General features: G+C 51.3%; 13 protein-coding genes. 11 read left to right on the top strand and 2 right to left on the bottom strand.

Features of this window, described 5'->3' with window-relative positions; translation table 11 throughout:
- The first annotated feature begins 23 nt into the window (after positions 1–23).
- From BLQ82_RS11345 to BLQ82_RS11310, 8 genes are all read left to right on the top strand, one after another.
- The gene (locus BLQ82_RS11345) at positions 24–947 is read left to right on the top strand and encodes an ABC transporter permease (RefSeq protein ID WP_039833154.1); all 924 of its coding nucleotides are present in this window, start codon (positions 24–26) and stop codon (positions 945–947) included.
- Between the two features lie 12 nt (positions 948–959).
- Positions 960–1,853: a carbohydrate ABC transporter permease gene (locus BLQ82_RS11340; RefSeq protein ID WP_039833155.1), complete on the top strand. Its 894-nt coding sequence runs from the start codon at positions 960–962 to the stop codon at positions 1,851–1,853.
- Between the two features lie 27 nt (positions 1,854–1,880).
- Positions 1,881–2,687, top strand: coding sequence for a Nif3-like dinuclear metal center hexameric protein (locus tag BLQ82_RS11335; protein WP_062527134.1), 807 nt, complete (start codon positions 1,881–1,883; stop codon positions 2,685–2,687).
- 183 nt (positions 2,688–2,870) lie between these two features.
- Positions 2,871–3,845, top strand: coding sequence for an ABC transporter permease (locus BLQ82_RS11330; protein WP_062527135.1), 975 nt, complete (start codon positions 2,871–2,873; stop codon positions 3,843–3,845).
- 17 nt (positions 3,846–3,862) lie between these two features.
- On the top strand, positions 3,863–4,744 hold the full coding sequence (locus tag BLQ82_RS11325; RefSeq protein ID WP_062527137.1) for a carbohydrate ABC transporter permease: 882 nt from the start codon (positions 3,863–3,865) through the stop codon (positions 4,742–4,744).
- Between the two features lie 64 nt (positions 4,745–4,808).
- Positions 4,809–6,422 (top strand): type 2 periplasmic-binding domain-containing protein, encoded by a 1,614-nt coding sequence (locus BLQ82_RS11320; protein ID WP_062527139.1) that lies wholly within the window; start codon positions 4,809–4,811, stop codon positions 6,420–6,422.
- Positions 6,423–6,522: 100 nt separating this feature from the next.
- Positions 6,523–8,268 carry a sensor histidine kinase gene (locus BLQ82_RS11315; RefSeq protein ID WP_062527141.1) on the top strand — a complete coding sequence of 582 codons (1,746 nt, stop codon included), beginning with the start codon at positions 6,523–6,525 and terminating at the stop codon, positions 8,266–8,268.
- On the top strand, positions 8,265–9,023 hold the full coding sequence (locus BLQ82_RS11310) for a response regulator transcription factor (protein ID WP_062527143.1): 759 nt from the start codon (positions 8,265–8,267) through the stop codon (positions 9,021–9,023). The genes BLQ82_RS11315 and BLQ82_RS11310 overlap by 4 nt, the downstream gene beginning before the upstream one ends.
- Before the next feature lie 176 nt (positions 9,024–9,199).
- Here BLQ82_RS11310 and BLQ82_RS11305 read toward each other — a convergent pair whose 3' ends face one another.
- The gene (locus BLQ82_RS11305) at positions 9,200–10,345 is read right to left on the bottom strand and encodes a family 8 glycosyl hydrolase (protein WP_062527145.1); all 1,146 of its coding nucleotides are present in this window, start codon (positions 10,343–10,345) and stop codon (positions 9,200–9,202) included.
- 221 nt (positions 10,346–10,566) lie between these two features.
- Here BLQ82_RS11305 and BLQ82_RS11300 point away from each other — a divergent pair, with 221 nt between their 5' ends.
- Positions 10,567–12,408, top strand: coding sequence for a family 43 glycosylhydrolase (locus tag BLQ82_RS11300; RefSeq protein WP_163704262.1), 1,842 nt, complete (start codon positions 10,567–10,569; stop codon positions 12,406–12,408).
- A gap of 16 nt (positions 12,409–12,424) precedes the next feature.
- Entirely contained in the window at positions 12,425–13,852 is a 1,428-nt protein-coding gene (locus BLQ82_RS11295) for a family 43 glycosylhydrolase (RefSeq protein ID WP_074648158.1), read from the top strand.
- Between the two features lie 775 nt (positions 13,853–14,627).
- Here the strand turns inward: BLQ82_RS11295 and BLQ82_RS11290 are convergent.
- On the bottom strand, positions 14,628–15,524 hold the full coding sequence (locus BLQ82_RS11290) for an AraC family transcriptional regulator (protein ID WP_163704260.1): 897 nt from the start codon (positions 15,522–15,524) through the stop codon (positions 14,628–14,630).
- A gap of 120 nt (positions 15,525–15,644) precedes the next feature.
- Here BLQ82_RS11290 and BLQ82_RS11285 point away from each other — a divergent pair, with 120 nt between their 5' ends.
- Entirely contained in the window at positions 15,645–18,071 is a 2,427-nt protein-coding gene (locus BLQ82_RS11285; RefSeq protein WP_062527153.1) for a glycoside hydrolase family 31 protein, read from the top strand.
- The last annotated feature ends 107 nt before the right edge of the window (positions 18,072–18,178 follow it).

Below are 18,178 nucleotides of genomic sequence, written 5' to 3'. Positions count from 1 at the left end.
AGCGGGTGGAGGTGAATTCCGACATGACCGCCAAACGCAAATCCAAACCTCTCAAAAAGACGCTTCCCTTATTAATATTGGCCGCTCCGGGCCTGCTCTATTTTCTGGTCAACAGCTATTTTCCGATGTTCGGGGTGTTTATCGCCTTCAAGGATGTCAATTACGCCAAAGGAATTTTCGGAAGCGATTGGATCGGATTCCAGAACTTTACCTTTCTGTTCCAGACCAGCGATGCCTGGATTATGACGCGGAATACCTTGCTCTACAATATCACTTTTATCGCGCTGGGGACCATTGTTTCCATTATTATTGCCATCCTGATGTCGGAGCTGCTGAGCAAGCTGTACTCGAAGCTTTTTATGACCGGGCTGATTCTGCCCAACTTGATCTCCATGGTTGTTCTCTCCCTGCTGGTCTTTGCTTTCCTTAACGCGGACAGCGGGTTCGTCAATCATTCTATTCTCCGCCCGCTCGGTCTTCCGGAGATCAACTGGTATTCTGAGCCGAAATATTGGCCTTATCTGTTAGTTATGATTCAGATCTGGAAAACGGCAGGCTACGGCTCCATCGTCTATTTCGCTTCCATCGCCGGAATTGATAAGAGTATTTATGAAGCCGCCAAGATTGATGGCGCGGGGAAGCTGAAGCAGATCCGCATGATTACACTGCCGCTTCTGAAGCCGACGGTCATTGTGCTGGTGCTCATGTCGATGGGACGGATATTCAACTCCGATTTCGGCCTGTTCTACCAGGTTCCGATGAATTCGGGTGCACTATTCAGTGCCACCCAAACTATTGATACGTATGTCTACCGCGCTTTAATGCAGTTGAATGATATCGGAATGTCCGCAGCAGCAGGCTTGTATCAATCCCTGGTCGGATTTGTGCTGGTGCTTACGGTAAATGCCATCGTCAAGAAGGTTAATTCAGAAAACGCTTTGTTCTAGGAGGAAATACTTATGATACAAACCAGAGGGGAACGAACATTTGTTATTTTCTCTGCGATCGTGATGATCTTGCTGACTGTATTTGCATTTTTGCCCTTCCTTCTGATCGTCATTGCCTCGTTCACCGACGAAACGGCCCTGATCCGGAACGGATACAGCTTTTTTCCCGAGCAGACAAGTCTTGACGCGTACTTATACATTAAAGCTTCAGCATACACCTTCGTAAGAGCCTACGGGGTTTCCTTTCTGGTTACGCTGCTGGGTACCGGATTTGGTCTGCTGATTACAAGTATGCTTGCTTATCCCATGTCCCGTACCGATTTCAAATATCACAATACGCTGGCTTTTATCGTGTTTTTTACGATGCTGTTCAGCGGGGGGATTGTCCCTTCCTATATCATGTGGACCCAGTATTTCCATATCAAGGATACGCTATGGGCGCTTATTGTGCCGAACCTGCTGTCGAACGGCTTCAATGTGCTGCTGGTCCGGAACTATTTCAAAAATAATGTGCCCGTGGAAATCATCGAGGCTTCCCAGATTGACGGGGCGTCGGAGCTGCGGACCTTCTTCCGGATTATGCTTCCGTTGTCCATGCCGGTTATGGCCACCGTCGGCCTGTTTATGGGGCTGGCCTACTGGAACGACTGGATCAACGCGCTTTATTTTGTGTCGAAGCCGAAATGGTACGGCATTCAGAATCTGCTGATCCAGCTGATGAACAACATTCAATTCCTCAACTCCGGCCAGGCCAGCGGTGTGATCGGGGCAGAAGCGGTGAAGCTGCCGAGCACGGCGGTACGGATGGCTATGGCGGTGCTGGGCATTGTGCCGGTATTGTTCGTTCTGCCCTTTATGCAGAAGTATTTAACCCGCGGGGTGGTCATCGGCGCAGTGAAAGGCTAAAGAAAAGATGAAAAGGAGAGTGCAGTGATGAAAGTGCAAGAGGTGATAGACCGGATTCTGCTCGATTGCTGCGGCGGCCGGAAGCTGGAGCAGACCTGCGATGTGCTGGCGAGCGGCCATAAGGACATGGAAGTGACAGGCATCGTTACTACATTTATGGCTACAGTGGACGTCATCCGGGAAGCGGCTGCCATCGGAGCAAACCTGATTATTACCCATGAGCCAACCTATTTTACCGGAATGGATACGCTGGACTGGCTGCAGAAGGACCCTGTGTATCTGGCCAAGCGGACGTTGATCGAGCAGCACGGAATCGCAATCTGGAGATTTCATGACCATATGCATTTGGCGGACACAGACCGCATTTATGATGGCCTGCTCAAGGAGCTGGCGTGGGAGGACAAGAAGCTTGATGCCAAGGATTCCTGGGGTTATCTGATCGAAGAGACGACGGTCCGGGCGCTGGCTCGCTTCCTGAAGCAAAGACTCGGCATGGATGTCATTCAGATTGTCGGCAATCCGGATTCCGCTTGCTCCCGCATAGGCATATTGGTTGGAGGCGGAAGCCTTGGCCTGGGCCGGGAGCAAATGCCCATGGAGCTGATGCAGGAGAAAAATCTCGATGTGATGATCTGCGGCGACATTACCGAGTGGACCTTGTGCGCATATGTCAACGATGCCTCGATGCTCGGCCAGAACAAAGCGATGATTGTGATTGGCCATGAGCGTTCCGAGGAGTGGGGCATGAAATATATGGCTGAATGGCTGGCGCTGCTGGTGAGCGGACTTCCGGTAACGTTTGTTGATGCAAAGGAGCCGTTTATTTATCTGTAGGCTGAACCACCGAGCCGCAGCATGAGGGAGACAGATTCAAAAACATATGCAGCGATGTTCCGCTAACCGGAGTATCGCTGTTTTTGTGTTGCGGATATTCAAAAATGACAACGCTTTCTTAAGAATGTTGGCTTACGCCGCCGTTGTCCGGGAGGGTAAACTACAGATAAAGGAGGGGCGCATATGCAACTGGAGACACAGCCCATCAGCCCGCAGGCCGACAGCGGCCGGTTATGGAAGCGGTTCAAAAAACAAAAGATGCTTCATTTATTTGTCGGACTCGGCATGGTGTTCCTTGTGATTTTTTCGTACACGCCGATGTTCGGGATTCTGATGGCGTTTAAAGATTACAGCATTTCTAGCGGCATCAAAGGAATTTTTACAAGTGATTGGGTGGGGCTGAAGTATTTTGATGAATTTGTACATGATTATCAGTTCGGCAAAATTGTCCGCAATACGCTGGTCCTGAGCTTTCTGAAGGTGATCTTCGCTTTTCCGGCGCCGATTCTGCTCGCCATTATGCTCAATGAAGTGAAGAACATGGCCTTCAAACGGTTCGTTCAGACGGTCAGCTATCTGCCGCATTTTATCTCCTGGGTCGTGGTGGTCGGTGTTTCTTATGCCTTTCTGTCCGCGGACGTCGGTGTGGTCAACAAAGCCCTGATGAGCCTCGGCTTCATCCGCGAGCCGCTTAATATTCTGACAGGCCCGAACTATTTCTGGGGACTGGCAGTCGGAAGCGCCATCTGGAAGGAAATGGGCTGGTGGACGATCATTTTCCTGGCAGCCATTACCGGCATTAATCCGGCGCTGTACGAAGCGGCTGAGATTGACGGGGCAGGAAGACTTGCCCGTATCCGTCATATCACGCTGCCGGGGATGAAGGGAACCATCGTGGTGGTGCTGGTGTTGACGATCGGCAGTATTCTTGGAGGGGGGCTGGTTGGCTCCAATTTCGAGCAGGCGTACCTGTTCGGCAACAGCATCAACAATCCGACTTCGGAAATTGTGCAGACCTATGCGTTCAAGGTGGGGCTGAGGGACGGACGGTTCTCTTATGCAGCGGCTATTGATTTAATCCAGTCGGTCATCTCGGTGGTATTAATATTCTCAAGTAACTTTATCGCCAAACGGATGTCAGGCTCAAGTTTATTCTAGGGAAAGGAGGAGGAGCCGTGCTCAAGAGTCAAAGACAGAAAGACCTGCTTTTGGACAGCGTTGTTTATACCATCCTCTTCATTATCATGCTCACCATGCTGTACCCGTTCTATTATGTCCTGATCGCTTCATTCAACAAAGGATCGGATTCTCTTCTGGGGGGCGTCTATCTCTGGCCGCGAAGCTTTACTCTGGAGAATTATAAAATGTTTTTGGACGATCCTAAATGGTATCGTGCCTTCATGGTCACGATTGTCCGGACGATTTCGGGTACAGCCCTGGGGCTGCTGCTGACAAGCCTGGTGGCTTACGGACTTTCGCACCGCGACCTGCTGTTCAGCAAAGTGTATTTTACAATCATCATCTTTGCGATGTATTTCTCCGGCGGCCTGATCCCTTACTACGTGGTGCTGCGCTCGATCGGTCTGCTGAATTCGTTTGGCGTCTATATCATTCCGTCGATGCTCAGCACGTTCTTCCTGCTCATTGCGATCTCATTCTTCCGGGAAATTCCCGGCGAGCTGAAGGAATCCGCCCACATTGACGGCGCCGGTGAATTCGTCATCTTCTTCCGGATCATCCTGCCGGTATCCATGCCGCTGCTTGCCACAATGGCACTGTTCATGGGTGTGGGCCAATGGAATTCCTGGCTGGACTCCGCCTATTTCGTCCAGTCGGAGAACCTGCGGACGCTTGCCTTCCGCATGATGGAAGTCATTAACAAGAGCAATTCTCCAATGGATGCCATTGCCGCGGCCAACAGTTCTTCGGCAGGCGTGACCAGCTTCTCCTTGCAGGTAACGGCGATGGTAGTCTCCATCGTGCCAATCATCTGTGTGTATCCATTCCTGCAGAAGTATTTCGTGCATGGCATTATGCTTGGTTCCGTAAAAGGCTGAGAAAAGCAGTTTCAATATTAAAGCGCTTGCTTTAATATATTCAATTACAAATGGGGGAGTTAGTTTGAAAACAATCAGAAGCTACAAGATGCTTGCGGCAGTATTGGCGGCCATCATGATGATCTCGCTCCTGTCCGCCTGCGGTAACGGCGGCGGGAACGGGAACCAGGGAAGCAAATCGGACAATGCGGCGCAGGGAGACAATGCCGGCAACAAGGATAATACTGGCGCGGCAGGGGATTCGGGCAACGGCCAGGTGAAGGAATTGTCCCTGTTCATCGATGCACCCTGGTATCCGGTGAAAGAATGGAAAGGACCCGTTGCAGATAAAATCACCGAGAAAACAGGGGTGAAGCTGAAGGTTACAGTCGCAACAGATGACAAGCAGCTTCCGCTGATGATCGCTTCCGGCGACCTCCCGGATCTTGTCTTTACCTATTCCAACGTTGGCCGGTTGTCGGATTCGAAGCTCTCGTATCCATGGAATGAGCTGATCGGGAAATATGCGCCGGATTTCAAGATCGACAAGACGAGAATTGCGATTCATACCATGGACGACGGCAACTTCTATACGGTCCGGAATTCCTTCGCTACACAGGAGGAAATGAAACAAAACAAGTATTCGATCGGCAGCGACGGCAATCCGGGGATTGCCGTACGGGAAGATATCATGAAAGAGCTGGGCAATCCGCCGATCAATTCGCTGGATGATTTTGTGAAAGTGCTGGGTATGGTTAAGAAGAAATACCCGGACATGGTGCCGCTCATCATGGACAAAGACTGGCTGGAGCAATATTTCCTCCAACAGTTCGGCACGGAAGTCCTTCTGGATGGCTGGTATGAAGAGGATGGAAAAGTCGATTATTCCATTCGGCAGCCCAAAATGCTGGAGTTCTTCAAGTTTATGAACAGCCTGTACCGCAACGGATACATTTTGGCCGAAAATTTCGCGCTGGCGAACGATCAGATTGATGACCAGTATGCGACCAACGGCAAAGCGTTCGCCCACAGCCATACGGTGGCCACAGCGGATACGGACAACATCAAGATCAAAAGCAGCGGAAGCGGCACATTCACGTTCAAAATGCTGCCCAGCGCTTTGTCAAAAGACGCAAAGGTTGTAAGTACGGGGCTTGGCTTTGCCGGAACGTTCATCACCAAGAAAAATAAAGATCCGGAAACCTCGATCAAATTCCTGCAGTATCTGGCAAGCGATGAGGGTAAGAAGCTGACGATGTTCGGAGTTGAAGGGGAGCATTGGACCTGGAATAATGAAGGGCATCCGGATCTGAAATACAACCCTTCCGATGCGGATTTCGTTAACGGCAACGGCATCAAGTGGTGGTACCTGTATAACGACGGTGTTACAGAAGGCATGCTATCCTATGTTCCCGGCTTACAGAAGACCCAGGCCCTGATGGAAACCAAAGCCATCACTGTCTATAAGCCGCAAATCGGCCTAATCCAGACACAGCCGGATTCCGAGGAGAAGACGATTAAGACCAAGATTGACGAGATGGTCAAAAATGAGAAGGTCAAAATTTACCTCGCGGAATCTGAAGAGGAAGCAGTGGCGAATTACAACAGTATGGTTAAGAACGCAGAGAATATGGGACTGCAGAAGCTGGTAGATTGGGCCAATGCAACCTATGAGAAAAAGAAGGATTTGTTCAAGTAAGCCAAGGACAACCGGTAGAGGCGCCATGCCTCTACCGGGTTTTGCTTGTTCATGGTACGTTTAGAAGAAACCAATCCGGGATTCAGGGGGATTCGTCACCGTGAGCATCGTTCGTAAAATCACTTTGGGATATGTCATCCTGATTTTTATTCCAGTTGTCGTGTTCGGTTACTACTATTACTCCCAAATCTACGGCAACCTGACCAATCAATTCGTCCAAAGCCGTCAAAAAATACTGGAACAGGCCCATGCCAATATGAAGATGGACCTGACCCGGATTGACTCCATCCAGCGAATGCTGCAATATAACCCGTATGTCACGGATTATCTGGACGGAGTATATGAATCCGATTTGCACAGCATTTACGCCTATAACCGTTATATCAGTCCGGTTATCACCCAATCGCTGTTTATCAACCCCGAAATTGAGAGCTTTCGGATCTATAAGACCAAACAACGGGTGCTTCCGATTACTGACCGCTTTCTGGATATCTCATCTCTGGATCCGCAGGGCCAGGAGGTCGCACGCACGCTGAAGCCCGGCCAAGGAATTTGGATACTGCCCGATCCGGGGGCGGCGGCGCCTTCGCTGATGTTCTACCAGAACATTTACAACTCTAATTTTACCGAGAAAATTGGACTTCTTGAGCTGCGCGTCGGCAGCGGTCTGATCCGGAAATTGTACGAGGCGGCCGGGGGGAGAGACAATTGGCAAGCCTTCCTGCTTCCCGAACAGGGGGTACCGCCGGCGGAAGGCGCCCCGGCAGGAATTGACAAGGCAACCTGGAAGCTGCTCGGTTCAAATGATACCCGGCCCTATTTCATCAACAATAAAACCATTGTGAATCAGTTGTATATTGAGGAGCTGGGCGTCAGGGTCGTCGTGACCGGTAAGGTTGACGATGTGTTCCGCACAATCAAGCGCAAGGAGATTATTTTGGTCTTTACGATCATCGCGCTTCTTGCCGCCTTGTCATTTGTGTATTATGCGCTCGCATCAACAATTACCAAACGCATCCTGCTCCTTGCAAGACATATGCGCAATCTGGACGACGATAATATGAAGCAGTTCATCAGCAAGCACGATAAACCGAACCGCCAGGATGAGATCGGATTTCTGACCTCGACCTACAATACGATGATCCAGCGCATGGACGAGCTGATCAACAATGTCCACCGGTCCGAGCTGCGGAATAAAGAAGCGGCTTATAAAGTGCTTCAGGCCCAGATCAAACCGCATTTTCTCTATAATACCCTTGAGACGATCAGGATGTTGGCTGAGTCCAATAATGACAAGGAAGTAGCTGATATTTCGTTCTGGTTCGGCAAGCTGATGCGTTACAGCCTGTCCTCGGAAGGGGACCGGACCGTTCTGGCCAGAGAAATCGAAACGGTCATCTTCTATCTGAATATTCACCAGATGCGGCTCCAGCACAGACTGACCTACGAGATTGATGTCGCCATGGATGCGGAGCAGCTTGACTGTCCAAGATTCATGCTTCAGCCTCTGGTCGAGAACAGCATCGTTCACGGGGCGTCCGCCATACTCAGGCCCGTCCATATTAAGCTCCAGGTCCGGGAAACCGGAGATGAAATCCGCATCTCCATTACGGACAACGGAACAGGCATCCAGGAGGACAAGCTGCTGGCAATACGCTCCCGGCTGGCAAGGGGGGGCGACAACAGAGCGGCCGCGGAGAATGGGGGAGGCGTGGGGCTGTTCAATGTCAGTGAACGGATCAAATCGTTCTTCGGCGGCTCCTCGCGGCTGGTTATTGACAGTGAGCAGGACCGGGGGACATGCCTAAACATCATCATCTCAAAAGGAGGGACAGGTCCGGCATGAGAGTATTGATTGTAGACGATGAGCCGCTTATCCTTAACGGATTGGTTAAGATCATCGGTGAAGCGGCACCGCTCGGGACTGAGGTGTTCAAGGCGAACAACGCTTTTGAGGCACTGGATCTCATGAAGGACTACATGCCGGATGTGACCGTTACGGATCTTCATATGCCGGAGAAAAATGGATTTGAGCTGATTGAGGCAGCCAGGGACAATGGACTGTGCGACCGTTTTATAATCCTTACGGGCTACGATGAATTCGACTATGTACGGAAGGCGCTCCGCACGGGAGTGGTGGATTATCTGCTGAAGCCGATCGACAAGAATGAGATTGCCGTACTATTGGCGCGTATTAACCAGGAGCTTCCTTCCGAAGCCGATCAGGAGTGCTCAGGGCATGCGAAACGCATTTTGGCCTATACCAAAACCCATTATATGAACGATCTGTCACTGGACCATCTTGCCGAATTGATGAATCTTCACCCGAACTACATCAGCAGCCTGTTCAAGAAAGTGACGGGTGAGACGTTTGTGAGTTATTTGAACGCATTCCGGATCAAGGAGGCCCGTAAGCTGCTCAGGTCCCAGCGGCAGCTATCCGTGAACGTCATCGGAAAGAAGGTCGGTTTCGAAGATAAGCATTATTTCACCAAAGTATTCAAAAAGTATACGGGCATGACGCCGGGCGCCTACCGGGAAGAGGGTGAAGCGGAGGGGAATGCTGATGGCGGCGGTACATCCGGCGGGTTTTCCCAATAATGAAAGTGCCACCAAGAAGTGTTGTAAATGAAGTGGGGGCTGCACACGAGAACGGAATCCAAGAATGGCTCGGAATTGTGTATGAGAACTTCGGTTTATGCCCAAAAGAAATCGCTCCTTAGAGGAAGGAGGACTATGCCTTCATTCTCCTGTAAAGAGCGATTTCTTGTTTCTATTTATAAATAAATGCGGTAGTTTCCGCTTAGGGCCAGCAAGCTGAAGAAGTATAGGCAGTTGTCGTAATACCTGCGGACCCCGGTCCGCAGCGGGGTATTCCAGAACAGCTTGACGAAATGTCCGGCATCCGGCCCATCGGCAGCGAGCGAGGCCATGGCCAGCGTTGCCAGAAGGCCGACTGGATGCAGGGACGGCTCCTCAAAAGGCTGGCCGTCAATCGTGTAGCGCCGGTAATCGGCGACATCAATATCCCGGAAAAAGGCCTGAATCCGGTTAGACTGCTCCACCTGCCAAGGGTCACAGCCGAACCATTCATAGTCCAGCCCGATGTTGGCCGCGACCCGGTAAGCATCACTGAAGAAGTGGCGGTAGTCTCCATGCGGCTGGGGTTCAGCCGGGGTTCCGTCATAGTTGGCATATTCGGGGGAAAGACCGGTTACCGGATGGCAAGCCTTATGCAGATAAGCTCTGCTTCTGGCTGCAGCCTCTTTCCAGAAAGCTCTGTCCTGTTCATCCGCCTGCAGGGCAAATAATTCATAGAAATGGGGCAGATGGTAGGAGGGGTCGCTGAAAGGGGTCTCAGGAACGAATTTTATCAGCCTGGTCGCCGGGTCCCACATCGGATCGCCCTCTCCGTCTTCCCCTTTATGCACACAGGCGCGGAGGATGATTCGGGCCTGCTCGGAATAGTTGAACGGTTCGGCGCCGTCGCCCCAGCGCTTGGAGGCAAAGAACAGCGCCATTGCGAAAAATTCTTCCCCGTCCGGCGCCGGACCGGGCGACAGCCGTGTTCCGTCCAGCTTGCAGTGCCAGGCAAAATAATCCTTGTAACGGCCTTCCGTATGCTGCATATATACCTTGGCGAACTTCCAGAGACGGTCGAATTCTTCCTGCTTGTCCATTTGAACAGCCATCATCATCCCGTAGGACATGCCCTCTGTCCGCACATCGGTATTGCCGGTATCCACGATATAGCCCTTATCGTCACCCATGGGATGGTAGATTCGGACATCGGGCGCACCGTAGAACAATTCGTTCCAGGTGTCGTCAAGCCTGTGCCGGATTGCCTCTTCCGACATCCCGTTTTCCAGAAACAGGTTTCTGTATTCTCGCGTATAGAAGGAGCCTTCTGTGAAGCTATTCATAACACAATCCTCCAATGGATAGGGTTTTGCCCAAAGTATAACATAACCGGAACTATAGAAATTAAAGCGTTTTCCTTAGAATTTATAGGTGATTCGGGTTGGGCCTATAATCTTAGTATAGATCAATGTTAAGTGGCTATAAGTCATGGACTTCAGTCAAGGCGCATCACTATACTGTAAGGGACAAACCGTGAAGCCAAAAAAATGTAAGGGTGATGGTTATGACTAGGGTGCAAAATCATATGAAGCTTGCCGTCTATACGCGCAAATCGGATCAGGATTACACCGATTCTCTCAGCAACAGTGTTCATTTAGCCTGTACGGATGATCATAACGAATTTCAAGCATTGAACCGGAACTATGGCATACTATTCGCTTCGGCAACCGTCGATGAGAACAACGTGATTCATGAAAAAGGACTCAAAAACCCGTATTTGTTCCGTACGGCTGACGGCTCTTTTGGCATTGTCGCGGTAAGAGTTGATGCGCTCGGAAATGATGACGAAGACAGCAGAGGGCATATTCTTCTGTGGACATCCCCGGATCTGGTTACCTTTCATAATCAGGGTCTGGTTCAGCTGCACCAGGAGCTTTATGTCAAAGAGGCCATATGTCACCTTAACAGCACTGGCGAAGAATATGAGATACGCTGGCGGGACAACGAGGGGAATTATTATTTGAACCGTTTGTCCGATCTTATGAAGCCGGAACGGATTTCACCGCCGGAACCGGCTGAAGCCTTTGCGGTAGAACGGCCTGATGAAACGCTGCCTGGAATTAATCCCGGAAATGTGATATCGGTGGACAGCCGGACCGGCCGCTCGGTGCAGGCTTCCTGGACACCGCTGCACAACACTGAGATCTGCGTGCCGGAGAGCGTCAGCGTCACCTCTGCAGAAGATTTGAAAGCGGTTAAAGCCACTGCGGTATACTCCGACGGCTCCACCGCAGACAAACAGGTAGCATGGGATGCCCAAGGCATTGATTTTACCGCACCCGGAACGTATACCGTACCAGGCAAGGTGGTCACGCATGAGTTTCCGTTCCCCTTGGCAAGCGGCTATGCCGATCCGGTAATCCTTCTATGGCACAGCAAATATTATTTCTTGGCCACCAATGACAACGCTAATGATATCGGCATCTACGTCCGTGAGGCGGACACATTGAACGGTTTATTCGCTCCCGGTTACCAGGAAGCTGTCATTCTTGATCTGAATGAGGAACACAACTTCTTCCAGACATTTTGGGCACCCGAATTTCATGTCATTGGCGAGGATTTATATATTCTGTTCGCCGTAGGCGGCAGAGAATGGGGGCCGCAGTGCCATCTCATGAAGCTGAACAAGGGCGGCGGCATTATGAATGCGGCGGATTGGGATATGCCGGTCCGTGTGAAGCGGGCGGACGGTGCTTATTTGGCAGAAGACGGCATCACGCTGGATATGACTTATTACAAGGCAGACGGTACATCATGTGTGGTCTGGTCCTACCGCAAGGGAATCGGCACGCCGCTTGATACCGGCTCCATGCTGTATATCGCAACGGTACATGAAGATAATCCTGCGGTATTGACCAGTGAACCAGTACTGCTCTCGCGGCCGCTGTTCGGCTGGGAGAATGCACAGGGCACCATCAACAATGAAGGCCCCTATCCTCTCATTACGGAGGATAGGGTATATATCGCCTACTCCGGCGGTGCCGCGACGGGTTACACCTATGCGCTGGGACTGTTAAGCATCCCGCGGGGAAGCGATTATTTGGACAACAACGCATGGAGCAAGGTGAGCACGCCTGTAATGTCTTATTATTCAATCGAAGGGATCTATGGGGCCGGGCACAATTCATTTTTCAGGGATTATGACGGCAATGTGCTGATGCTGTATCACGGGGAAGAGCAGCTGGTGAAGCACGGAACAAGATGCTCGGCCATGCACAGAGTCCATTTCAACCGCCAGGGCGTACCTGTATTGGATGTGGCTAAAGAAAGAGATGTGCACCCGGATTATGCCGATTGCTCCATGCAAGTGATTGTGCACGCAGAAACAGACAAAATTAATAAATGACAAGGGTGAAATTGCAATGGCAAAAAAACAAGGATTCAATCCGTATCTCCCGTCCTGGGAATATATCCCTGACGGCGAGCCGTATGTTTTTGAAGGCAGAGTGTATGTGTATGGCTCGCATGACCGTTTTAACGGACACGCTTTTTGCTTGAATGACTATGTCTGCTGGTCGGCACCGGAGGACAATCTGGCCGATTGGCGGTATGAAGGTGTAATCTACCAGACTACGGATGACCCGTTGAATCCTGATGGCAGCATGTGCCTGTATGCTCCCGATGTCACCGTGGGACCGGACGGGCGGTATTATCTCTACTATGTGCTTGATAAGGTTCCTGTCGTTTCGGTGGCGGTCTGCGACAAGCCGGGCGGCAAGTATGAGTTCTACGGTTATGTCAAATATGCCGATGGAACACGCCTTGGTGAGCGGGAAGGCGACGAACCGCAGTTTGACCCCGGCGTGCTGACCGAAGGAGAGAACACCTACCTGTACACCGGATTCTGCGCGTATGGAGATCAATCCAGACACGGGGCAATGGCAACGGTGCTTGGCCCGGATATGCTCACCATTGCCGAAGAGCCTGTATTTGTTGCGCCAAGCCAGCCATACAGCAAGGGGAGCGGATTCGAAGGTTACGAGTTTTTTGAAGCGCCTTCCATCCGCAAAAGGGGAGATACCTACTACCTTATCTATTCCTCGATCTCCATGCACGAGCTGTGCTATGCGACCAGCAAGCATCCGACCAGGGGGTTTACCTACCAGGGAGTCATTGTCAGCAATTGCGATCTTCATATCAATACGTACAAGCCGGGGGATCAGCCCATGTATTACGGCGGCAATAACCATGGCAGCATCACCCAAATCAACGGTGAATGGTATATTTTTTATCACCGCCATACCAATGGGACGGCGTTCTGCCGGCAGGGCTGCATCGAGAGAATTGAATTCCGCGGGGATGGCACTATTCCCCAGGTGGAGATCACATCCTGCGGTCCGAACGGGGGGCCGCTCGAAGGCCGGGGGGAATATCCGGCATACCTGGCCTGTCATTTGTTCTGCAAAGATCAGGAAATGTACACCGGAGGCTTTGGCCCTATGGGAGCATGGATGGACAGCCGGTTTCCGAAGATTACCCAGGACGGCAGGGACGGCGACGAGGAAACCGGCTATATTGCCAATATGACGGATTCGGCTACCGCCGGTTTTAAATATTTCGCCTGCGGGGGAGTCACCCGGATCAAAATCAAGGTGCGCGGATATTGCCAGGGCGCGTTTGAAGTCAAAACGTCATGGGACGGACCGGCACTGGGACGGATACCGGTAGGTTTTACGAATGTCTGGAAGGAATACACTACGGAAGTAGCCATTCCAGATGGTATACAAGCACTGTATTTGACGTATACCGGCCACGGCGGCGCCAGTCTGGCTTCGTTTACTTTGGAATAACCGGCAGGAGAATCTGAATTCGCTTGGAAAAGGAAAGCAGCATCCAGGGATTCTCTGGTGCTGCTTTCTTGTGCTTACGAAGAAGCAGGTGAGAAATGTTAGTTGGAAAAAGGGAACTTATTTCCCTCACAAATCCACAATTGTGAGATTGAAGTGGAAATAGGAAACTTAATTGGGCAATATTTCTCTGAAGGGAGCGAAATGAGCTGAATTAGTTATCCTTTTTCCACTTAACCTGTGGAGAACAGGGGAATCGGGCAAATTAGTTACCCTTTTTCCACTTGTAATTGCCGCAGGGCTCATAAAGGGTGCTCCAGGCAAATCTATCGAGTCAAGTACGGTGTAGCGCTAAAAAGGAGAGAAGGGGGAAACGAGGAGAACTAAAGGGGGAAAATGGAGTTGGCGACCAATTCTCATGGCTACCAGCTCTCATGGTTACCAATTCTCATGGTTACCAATTCTCATGGCTACCGGTGCCATTAGCTGCCAACCTTGTTGGCTGCCAGTCCGCTGCTGGAATGTTTAGTTTCAGCATGTAGAGCAATGCGGACTGAGAAGCCGTTATTTTGCCGAAATGCGTGCTTATCCAGGGATGCGGGCTCAGATGACCTTATATTGCAGGTTTGGAGGCAAAAGGAGAGGGAAACGGCCAAATAACGGCATCTGAGTCCGAAAGCAGCCCATTTCTTCGTTTTACAGGTAAATAGGGTCATCTGAGTCCGTAACATTTGGTGGAATGGCGCAGGTTAAATGTAGAACATGAGGGGGCCGACGGCTAAAGACCGGTAGAATAACGGGCCTTGTAGTCTGAAGGCGTCATATTCATATAAAATTTGAACCATTTGGAAAAGTAGCTGACATGCTGATAGCCTGACTCCAGCGCGGCTTCCAATACATTGTACGATCCGCTGCGGAGCAGGCTGGCCGCTTTGTTGATGCGGATATAGTTCAAATATTCCATCGGCCGCATTCCTGTCAGGGTTTTGAAAAATGTACAGAAATGGGAGCGGCTAAGCGACACCACGGAAGCCAGCTGATCCAGCTCCAGCTTCTCGCTTGAATGCGCCTCCATATATGCCAGCACTTGCTTGATTTGCCGGTTGTATTCCCGCCCGTGTCGGCTTCCCGGTACATTGCTGCTCTCCATCAGCCCGTACTGGTAAATATCCGCAATGAACTGCAGCAGGAGGCCCTTCATGCTCATTTCATAAGCGGTGGATTGGCGCTCATAGCGGTCCAGCAGTTCCCGTACGCAATGAAGCAATTTGGAGTGGACTTCGTCTGCAGCCGATAACAGGGCAGGCAGCCTGGCAGTCCCCTGCAGGATGGGTTCAAAGAATAATTCCTGAATCCGGTCCGATTGCGGCGAAGACAGCCAGGATAACTTGAACACGATGGAGTAATAGCAAGTTCCGTCACAGGCAGTGCCAATCCCCGAGTGGAGTTCTCCGGGATGAACGATCAATGCTTCCCCTGCCTGAATGGCGGACTCACGGTTTTCGATCGTGAAGGCGGCAGTCCCTCTGGCAAGATAGATAATTTCCATTTCATTATGCCAATGCACGGGAAGGATGGAATGAACGCTGGCCGGATGCTCTACTTGATAGATATGAAGCGGAAATTCGGGCTGGCCGTGCAGCTTGACCTCCCGGTAACGGTGCTCGTACATCATGCCCTCCCACAAATCGTAATATTGTGTTGATAATGCAGAAATATATGTTAGATATCCCGATACCAACAATAATATCATTATATTATATAAGCTGAACTTGAAAAAGGGTAGGGATAAGCCGTGAAACTGAAGGATGTGCACTCCGGTTCGGGTGGCGTCAGGCTGGAGACTACAGAAGGGATCATGCATATTGCTTTTAGCACGCCGGGAATTGCCAGAATTCGTTATACCCTGGATTCGGAGCTCAGCAGGAAAGAGAGCCTTGTGGTGGTGAGCCATCCGGAGGCGGGGGGCATTCAATGGACGGTTGCGGACCACCCGGGCCATCTGGAAATTTCGACTGCGCTCCTTACGATTCAGGTGGACAAGTTGACCTGCGCCTTCAGTTATTGGGATGCCAATGGCAAGCTGTTGACAAAGGAACCGTCCAGGGGCGGCAAAACGCTGGAGCGGACAGAGGTATACCGTACGGTTTTCGATGCTGCGGCGGATAAGGTTGAAACCGGTCAGGGTGCGGATGGCCTGCGCGCAAGAGCGGAAGGGATCAACCGCAGGCTTGACAGGCAAGCCTATCATACGAAGCTGGAATTCGAATGGCAGGAGGATGAGGCTCTCTATGGACTTGGCTCACATGAAGAGGGGATGATGAATCTTCGCGGCCGGCATCAATATTTGTACCAGCAAAATATGAAAGCGGTTGTCCCGGTGCTTGTATCTACGCGCGGCTACGGGATTTTGATAGACTCCTGTTCGTACATGACTTTTCATGATGATGCATTCGGTTCCTATCTCTGGACGGATGTGGATGAAGAAATGGATTATTATGTGATTTACGGCCCGGAGTTCGATCAGATTATAGCCGGAATCCGGCACCTGACGGGGGACGCGCCGATGCTTCCGAAATGGTCTTTCGGTTATGTGCAATCCAAGGAACGTTACATTTCCCAGGAGGAACTGATTGCCACCGTGCAGGAGTACCGTGACCGTTCGCTTCCCCTCGATTGCATCGTTCTGGATTGGCAGTCGTGGCCGGGCAATTTGTGGGGACAAAAGACGTTTGATCCTGGACGTTTCCCGGACCCTCCGCAAATGATGCACAGCCTGCATGCCATGAATGCAAAGCTAATGGTATCTATATGGCCGATTATGGCAGCCGGCGGTGATAATCACCAAGAAATGAGCGGGCGCGGCTTCCTGCTCGGCAATCAGGCCACATATGATGCCTTCCGGGAGGAAGCGCGTGAGCTGTACTGGAAGCAGGCCAATACCGGACTGTTCTCCCATGGAATTGACGCCTGGTGGTGCGACTGCACCGAGCCGTTCGAGGCCGACTGGAATGGGGCGGTGAAGCCGGAACCGGAGCAGCGCATGCTGATTAACACGGCAGAATCCAAGCGTTATCTTGATCCGGGTCTTATCAATGCCTATTCGCTGCTGCATTCCAAGGGCATCTATGAAGGCCAGCGAGCGGCGGACACAGTCAAACGGGTTGTGAATCTGACGCGTTCCGCTTTTGCCGGGCAGCACCGCTACGGCACGATTACATGGTCGGGAGATATAGCAGCCAATTGGGGGACGCTGCGGAAGCAGATTGCAGACGGCCTTAATTTTTGCGTCACAGGTTCCCCTTACTGGACACTGGATATCGGTGCCTTCTTCGTACGCAATCTCAAGGAGCAATGGTTCTGGAACGGGGATTACGACGAAGGTGTCGCCGATCTCGGATATCGTGAGCTGTATGTCCGCTGGTTCCAGCTAGGGGCCTTTTTGCCGATGTTCCGTTCCCATGGAACAGATACGCCAAGAGAGCTGTGGCGGTTTGGCGAAGAGGGCGAGCTGATGTACGATACGCTGGTGAAGTATCTGAAGCTCCGCTACAAGCTGATGCCTTATATCTATTCTATGGCAGGGGCCGTCGCACATCGCAAATATACGATGCTTCGTGCGCTGGCTTTTGATTACCGGGAAGATGTGCGCGTCCATAATATTGACGATCAGTTTATGTTCGGACCGGCCTTCCTGGTTGCGCCTGTCACAACTGCGATGTATTATGGCCCCGGCTCGCGGGAGCTTCAGGGGATCGGCAAGCTGCGGAGTGTCTACCTTCCGGCCGGTGAATGGTACGATTACTGGAGCGATGAACGGACTCAGGGCGGCTTGACGATTGAAGCCAAAGCTGATTTGGAGACGCTTCCTCTCTTTGTCCGTGCCGGATCGATTGTTCCGCTTGGTCCGGATGTTCAATATGCGGATGAACAGCCGGAAGCCATGATTGTCTTGAAGGTATATTCCGGCAAGGATGCTTCATACACACTGTATGAAGATGAAGGGGATAACTATAATTACGAGAACGGTTCGTACACCACGATTGAGATGAAGTGGAGCGAAGCGGACCGTACCCTGACGATCGGGAAGCGCAGCGGGAGCTACACCGGTATGCCGGCGGAAAGACAATTTGCAGTAGAGATCACCGGAATTGCCGGAAGGTGCATTGTGTCTTATCAAGGCGAACCTGTAGCTGTCAGGGAAAAAGACTTGAAGAGCTAGCACGGGTCCGCAGGGTTCACAGTAATGTGTTGGACGAGAGAGCTTCATGCAGCAGAAGGAAGCGCGTTCTCTTATGCGCAGGTTGGCAGCGGGCGTAAAGAACAATG

The organism is Paenibacillus jilunlii (assembly GCF_900102965.1).
In the GTDB taxonomy this organism is placed as follows: Bacteria; Bacillota; Bacilli; order Paenibacillales; family Paenibacillaceae; genus Paenibacillus_AQ; species Paenibacillus_AQ jilunlii.
This window is presented reverse-complemented; position numbering and strand designations above follow the sequence as displayed.